Here is a 5,535-nt window from a genome sequence, read left to right as displayed (position 1 = left end):
GCTTGGCTGCTTCAGGAAGTTATTTCGTGCACATTCCTTAGTGTGCGTAATATCTTCGTCGGGTCAAATTTTAGCAAGGACAGCGAACACAATTATATAGACGAGCTGAACGACACATAAGAATTCCAGTCAGAGATAACTGGAAAAAAACGTTACAAGTGCGATACTTGAACCGCTTGTGCAAAAGCACGGAGGGTGCTGTGGTGCCGGACGTTTGACGCTAATCTATTGACCGGTATCACAACAGTTCTCTACCAATCTGCTTTCTTCAACATATGAGTGCCTGCTGAGTAAAGTTTCCGCTTTAAATTCATCCAGATTTACCCTAGCGTATCAATAATTCATAAGCCCGAACTCATCTGATAAGAGTAACAAAATCACTCGCCTTCAAGAAATATGACTTTATTTTTTGAATTTTGATAGATGGAGCTCTAGAGCGTTATGGGGTAATAATAACGTGCAAGATGAATAGAGATGGTCTGGTAAAAAACTCAGATAGAATGCTGATTCGATAATATTCGCCATAGTTAGGCGGGTTTTGAGCACCGTTGACAATAAATGCTATTCTTGTAATGCTTTAAGAGTCTGCATTTCTGCTTGAAAGAAATGCAGACGATCTTCCAGTATCGCTGACTGGTAGAAATTAAGGCCTTTATCATTCTGGGCTAGTTTTATTTGCATGATGGCGGCATCTGTATAACCCATAGCATAAAAGTATTCAGCCATATAGCGATGTAGATTTACATTTCTCCCAAGGTTACCATAAGCTCGGGCAAGGAGCTGGAAGTATCGAGGGTGCTGCTGGTTCTGGTAGTCAATTAATTTTAGGTGTTGCAGGGCAAGCTCGGGCTGATTTGATTTAAGCAAGATACTAATGTATTGAAACTGGTATTCAGCATTCCCGGGGTATTGTTTTTGTAGTTGTAAATAGTGTTTTTTTGCTGTTGCAAAGTCTTGTTTATCAACGGCAACCTGCGCGAGAGCCGTCAGGTATTCTCTTTGTCTTGGGTAGCGCTTATTTAGACTCTGGAAAATTTCAGCAGCCTGATTGAATTGTAGCTTTTTTATAAAAGTAAGTCCTAGCCCATATTGCATGGCGGCACGCTGCTCAGCAGTGCCCTGGTCTATTTTATTTTGAAAATAATTAACTAAATCATTTAGTTTTGTATTTTCTGAACCTATACGTAATTTTGCTTTAGTCAGGCGGTAATTTTGCGAATCCGGGACTTGGCGATAAGGGTATTTTTCGGCTCGTCCTCTGGTGTCGGATATTCGTGATGAGGTAACAGGGTGAGTCCTTAAAAACTCAGGCGCACCTTCACCATAATAGCGGCCGGCATGTTGTAATTTTTCAAAAAAAGCTGGCATACTGCGCGGGTCAAATCCAGAACGTTCTAATATTTTTATTCCAATTCTATCGGCTTCTTGCTCATTATCACGCGTAAAATCAATTTGCATTTGTACACTTCCAGCTTGTATGGCGGATAGTGCGCCTATACCTACTTCAGGGGCTTGAGTAGCGATAATAATTGCGGCAATCATGGCAGCTGCAGCAGGTAATGACATACGGCTACTTACTTCATATGCACGATAAATATGGCGTTGGGTAACGTGAGCAATCTCATGGGCGATAACAGAGGCTAATTCGCTTTCTGAGTTACTATTTAAAATCAGCCCCGAATTAATGCCAATATAACCACCAGGCCCTGCAAATGCATTGATGTCATCGGATAGGACAACAAAAAAGTAGAATTCCTGTGATGGGTTGTCGCTGTTAGCAACGAGTGTCTGACCTATAGATTGAATATATTCTTGCACGTCCGGGTCATGACTGATTTTTAATTGAGAACGTATACTACGAAAAAAAGACTCGCCTAGTATTTTTTCCTGAACAGGCGAGATCAGTGCACCTGTTGAATCACCCATGTCGGGTATTTGTAGTTCTTCGGCTGTGCAGGTAGCGCTAAATAATTGATTGAGCACAAGCAGAGCAAGAAACAATAGGTTCTTATTTGGTTTCATCAAGTGTTATACTCACATTTCTTCACGCGATGGGCTTAGGCACCTGGAAACACACATCATCCATCCTTGCTGGCCTTTTTATCCGTCATCAGCACGGTAGCAATAATTACGTAGCCAGCTATGCGCCTATTGCTACAGCACTGATGACAAACAAAAATCCTGCGCAATCTGGTATATTCTTTTCCGACAATCACCTTAGTTGGTTTTTTCTTGTATTAGTAGAGTTAATATTAATGTGTGATATTGTACTTAATGTTAGCTTATCTTTCTTGGTTCTTAGCCATTAATTATGAAATACTCCATTCAAATTAACAGTAGCCCTTATCAGTCTAATAGCTCAGAAACCGCTTATCAATTTATTAAAAGTGCTCTAGAAATGGGGCATGAAGTCATACGTGTGTTTTTTTATCAAGAAGGGGTATATCATGCATTTCGATATGTAACACCACCTGATGATGAGGTACAAATAGTTGCTCGCTGGAGCGCTTTGGCGCGTAGATATAAGTTAGATTTGGTCGTGTGTATTTCTGCTGCACAGCGACGAGGCTTGCTTGAAGCAAATGAAGCAAAGAGGCAAGGGAAAGTCGATAATGATGTAGCAGATGGTTTTCGTATTGCCGGTTTGGGGCAATGGGTGGAAGCAACGCTAAAAGCTGATCGATTTATTGAATTTAATTAGCACTAAATTTATTATATTTCACGCAGTTACACAGTGTATTTCTAGCGGCTGATTTTGCCGAAATCTGCCTTACTCGACAAAAAAACTCGCTCATCAGTATAAAGCATTGTCGGGCGAAAGCGAGTATTGCTCCTCCTGCACCATTACAGCTGAACGTGGTCTTTACTTACAACTCCACTAATGATTTTTATATCTTTTTGAACACAAATTTGACGAATGACATCTCTTGTCCGCTCCCCAACTTCTTTCGCTGCCAGCCATGGAGAGCGAACGCGAGGGCTGGTAGTCCCCAGAAGGCGTAGGGCCGTTGTTTTGTCGGAATCGTAGCGCTAGCGTAGGTGGAGACAAAATAAAAGGCATTCCGAAACGCCGTCCAGTCATTTGAGGGAGTGTTACGAAGCCAGCACCGAGTTTACGATGGTAGTGGCGAAGTGGCACGTACGCAGGACGTCTGGGGCGCCGAAGGCATTAGCGGTCGCGTTAAGTTTTTGCCGCTTGCTTGGGCTGGGATGCCCAAAACAAGCTTTCGCAAAAATAGCGACTCCCCGCATCAGGATTTTTCGAATAGATTGTAAGACTTGTTGTTGTTCAGCACCCGAGAGTGGTTTAAGACGTACTTCATATTCACTGTAATGGCTGCCGTAGGTATCTGCACCTCGTTCTGCACGTCCTGCCCATTGTGAGACAGATTCAATCTGAGGAATCTTATTGAATTGCTCGGTTATTTGTATGCCCTGACGTATCGACTCTTGTAGTGAGGTACCGGGAATACTGGTGGTGTGAACAATATAATGGCCTTCGCGCAATTCAGGTAGAAATTTATGTCCAAGCGTAGTGAAGCGCATGGCTGCTAATAGAGAAATAATCAGGCAGGCAATGATAATTAGTTTGAAGTGTACGGAAATGAACTTTAATAATCTGGAATAAAGTGGGTTTAAATAAGCAATGACAGGTGGTGTGCTATCAAATTGCATATTCTTTTTTAGTAAAACATAACACAGGGCTGGGGGCAGCGTCAGAGCTACTACTAAGGACATTAAGATGGCTAAGATATAAGAATAACCTAGAGGGGCAAATAAGCGGCCTGCAACGCCATCTAAAGTGAGTAATGGTACAAAAACCAGAGCCACGATAAAACTGGCATAAACTACCGAACTACGTACTTCCATGGAGGCGGCATAAACGATTTTATGCGTAGGTAGAGGGATTGCAAGTAATTGATTTTCACGTAAGCGGCGGAAGATATTTTCGGTATCGATAATAGCATCATCAACGACTTCACCTAACGCAATAGCCAGGCCACCCAATACCATAATATTTAGATTTATCTCCAATTCGAGCAACACTAATATGGCGCTGATTAAGGATAAAGGGATGGCAATAGCGGAAATAAAAGCAGTGCGTAAGTTATAATAACTGAAGTTTCCCAATTATTGAGTAGCTGAAATACACAATGCTGGTGTATCGAGGTTTATTTTAGGTGGTTTTGCCATGTTTATAGCAAACCCCTACTTAATTCCCCTTAGGCAATAGCATTTGAAACGAATGAAAAGACTATTTTTTTCATATAGTTGTAGCATAGTTTCAATTTTACCATAAATAATTATTGGGAAACTTCAGTTATATAAAAATAGATATAAAATAATAAGTACAAATAAGCCACCTAAAAGCAGGTGACTGGAAAGGTTGCTAACCGAGGTTTTAATGTAATCAGCAGGTTTGAATAAATGTGCGTGAAAATCAATTCCTTGTTCTGCAAATAAGGGTTCAAATTCAGTTAAAGCCTGTTCAACAGCATCAGAAACTGTCAGTGTATTGGCATTATATTGACCAATGACCATCATAACTATACCAGGCTTGCCCATGATTTGAGCCGCGCCAATAGCAGGTTCTGCGGCGTATTGAATATTCGCTATATCACCCAGTAAGAGCGTACTTTCATTACTGTGTTTTATGATGCTTTTGCGTAGTTGTTCGGGAGTGCTGGCTAGCCCTGTGACTTGTAGAGTAAAACGCTGGTTGCTGTTTTCAATAAAACCACTGCCTTGTATTTTTCCTATCTTTGAGGCTGCGTCAATGACTTCGGTAAATGAAATATTATCGTACTGTAGTTTAACCGGGTCTAGCTGGATTTGTACTTGCTTGATATCGCCACCAAAGATATTTACATAGGCAACACCATGTACCGATAGTAAGCGAGGAACAAGCATGGTATCGACTAAACTACGTAGGTGCATCAGGTCTTTATCAGTAGAGCTAAGTCCAATGGTTAGCACTGTCGCAGAAGATGATGTTAAAGGTACCGGAATGGGAGTATGTACACCTTTTGGTAGTTGTGAACTTAAGCCTGAAAGTCGTTCAGTGAGTAATTGACGGTTACGGTAAATATCACTGTGCTCATCAAAAATTGCAGTGACGATGGATAGCCCCTGTATGGATTCGGAGCGTGTAAATTGTAACCCCATTAAACCGCTTAGTGATAATTCAATCGGCTGGGTCACTAATATTTCGACTTGTTCGGCAGAAAAGCCAGGAGACTCGGTCTGAATAATGATTTGTTTTGGGACGAATTCAGGGAAAATATCCAGCCCTGCATTTGCAAAGCGGTAACTACCGTACAGTAAAATAAGCTGAAGTTTCCTAGTTTTTAAAGCATAAGGATATTAGTTAGTGCTTATTTTTAATAAATATTAGCATTCCCTAATAACACTGGCATTCCGTTTGCTAAAACCCTTGAATTTACTTAAAAAACAACAGGTTAATGATGAATGAGACCTGTTTTTACTGTATAATAAAAGATGTTAACTCATTGATTATACAAACAAAACGGCTTC

Annotated in this window: 4 protein-coding genes and 1 pseudogene; 1 reads left to right on the top strand and 4 read right to left on the bottom strand. The window is 40.9% G+C overall.

Going from position 1 to position 5,535, the window contains the following annotated elements:
• Window positions 1–561: 561 nt before the first annotated feature.
• Window positions 562–2,022 carry a M48 family metalloprotease gene (locus tag CDZ78_RS06085; protein ID WP_087869204.1) on the bottom strand — a complete coding sequence of 487 codons (1,461 nt, stop codon included), beginning with the start codon at window positions 2,020–2,022 and terminating at the stop codon, window positions 562–564.
• Between the two features lie 289 nt (window positions 2,023–2,311).
• Between CDZ78_RS06085 and tusD the strand changes: the two genes are divergently transcribed.
• Window positions 2,312–2,701 carry a sulfurtransferase complex subunit TusD gene (gene tusD / locus CDZ78_RS06075; RefSeq protein ID WP_087869202.1) on the top strand — a complete coding sequence of 130 codons (390 nt, stop codon included), beginning with the start codon at window positions 2,312–2,314 and terminating at the stop codon, window positions 2,699–2,701.
• A gap of 143 nt (window positions 2,702–2,844) precedes the next feature.
• Here the strand turns inward: tusD and CDZ78_RS24235 are convergent, their stop codons facing one another.
• The 3 genes and pseudogenes from CDZ78_RS24235 to CDZ78_RS06065 all read right to left on the bottom strand — a co-directional run bounded on the left by CDZ78_RS24235 (window position 2,845) and on the right by CDZ78_RS06065 (window position 5,322).
• Window positions 2,845–2,994 carry a transposase gene (locus tag CDZ78_RS24235; RefSeq protein ID WP_280175546.1) on the bottom strand — a complete coding sequence of 50 codons (150 nt, stop codon included), beginning with the start codon at window positions 2,992–2,994 and terminating at the stop codon, window positions 2,845–2,847.
• 258 nt (window positions 2,995–3,252) lie between these two features.
• Window positions 3,253–4,113, bottom strand: a pseudogene (locus CDZ78_RS06070) (efflux RND transporter permease subunit); the annotation flags it as partial.
• A gap of 204 nt (window positions 4,114–4,317) precedes the next feature.
• Window positions 4,318–5,322 (bottom strand): efflux RND transporter permease subunit, encoded by a 1,005-nt coding sequence (locus CDZ78_RS06065; RefSeq protein WP_307190462.1) that lies wholly within the window; start codon window positions 5,320–5,322, stop codon window positions 4,318–4,320.
• Between the last annotated feature and the right edge of the window lie 213 nt (window positions 5,323–5,535).

Source organism: Bathymodiolus platifrons methanotrophic gill symbiont (genome assembly GCF_002189065.1).
Taxonomy (GTDB): Bacteria; Pseudomonadota; Gammaproteobacteria; order Methylococcales; family Methylomonadaceae; genus Methyloprofundus.
This window is presented reverse-complemented; position numbering and strand designations above follow the sequence as displayed.